This is a genomic window from Treponema primitia ZAS-1 (assembly GCF_000297095.1).
Taxonomy (GTDB): Bacteria; Spirochaetota; Spirochaetia; order Treponematales; family Breznakiellaceae; genus Termitinema; species Termitinema primitia_A.
Map to the genome: position 1 here is coordinate 1 of NZ_AEEA01000059.1, position 674 is coordinate 674.

The window sequence follows — 674 nt, forward strand, 5'->3', positions numbered from 1 at the left end:
GCCCAATATCTTGATGAGCCGCTTATTAATCTCGTGCAGAACTTCAGGGCTCACCGCCCCAAGACGTTTGCCGATATTTGCCAGCGGAATTGCCATCAGTTTATCTAAACAAATAAAGCTGTCATGCAAGAGCCCATTGCGTTCATCAGCGGCAATCGGTAAGCGGACCATCGAAGCGGGCGCATCTTCGGATGTAATCAATGCAAGAATATCCGTGCTTGTTTCCAGATATGCTTCTGATTGGATTACCAGCGCCGGACGGGGCTTGCTCGCCAAACCTGACCATTGCACCGTCCATATTTCGCCACGCCGGATTATCGGCTTAGGGTGCATCAAAATAGTCCTTCGCAAAGCCCGCAATGAACTGGTTCATCTCATCTTCCGAGGTAAAATCTTCATAGGGGGCCGTATTTTCTCCCGGGCCGCCCGCTGGAACCGCGCCGGTTTCAACCAATATGCGGGCGTACTGGTACAAGGTATCAAGAAGCTCCGGAGACTTGAGCTTTCGCACTTCGTCAATAACCATTTGCTGTGTCATCAGTACCCCCATAGGGTCAGTATAGTTCCCCAAAAGGGGTGCAGTCAACGCATCGGCGGCCAAAAAGGCGCCTAACACCGGATTCACCAACGCCAGGCGCCGTATTCGCACAGCCCTAATAAATACGCCCCACCGG

Annotated in this window: 2 protein-coding genes; both read right to left on the reverse strand. The window is 52.4% G+C overall.

The window, feature by feature from the left end; all coding sequences use genetic code 11:
- Positions 1-333: type II toxin-antitoxin system PemK/MazF family toxin (locus TPRIMZ1_RS0111920; RefSeq protein WP_010259772.1), on the reverse strand; the 333-nt coding region annotated here is incomplete at its 3' end.
- Positions 323-674: hypothetical protein (locus TPRIMZ1_RS0111925; RefSeq protein ID WP_010259774.1), on the reverse strand; the 352-nt coding region annotated here is incomplete at its 5' end. The genes TPRIMZ1_RS0111925 and TPRIMZ1_RS0111920, both read right to left, overlap by 11 nt.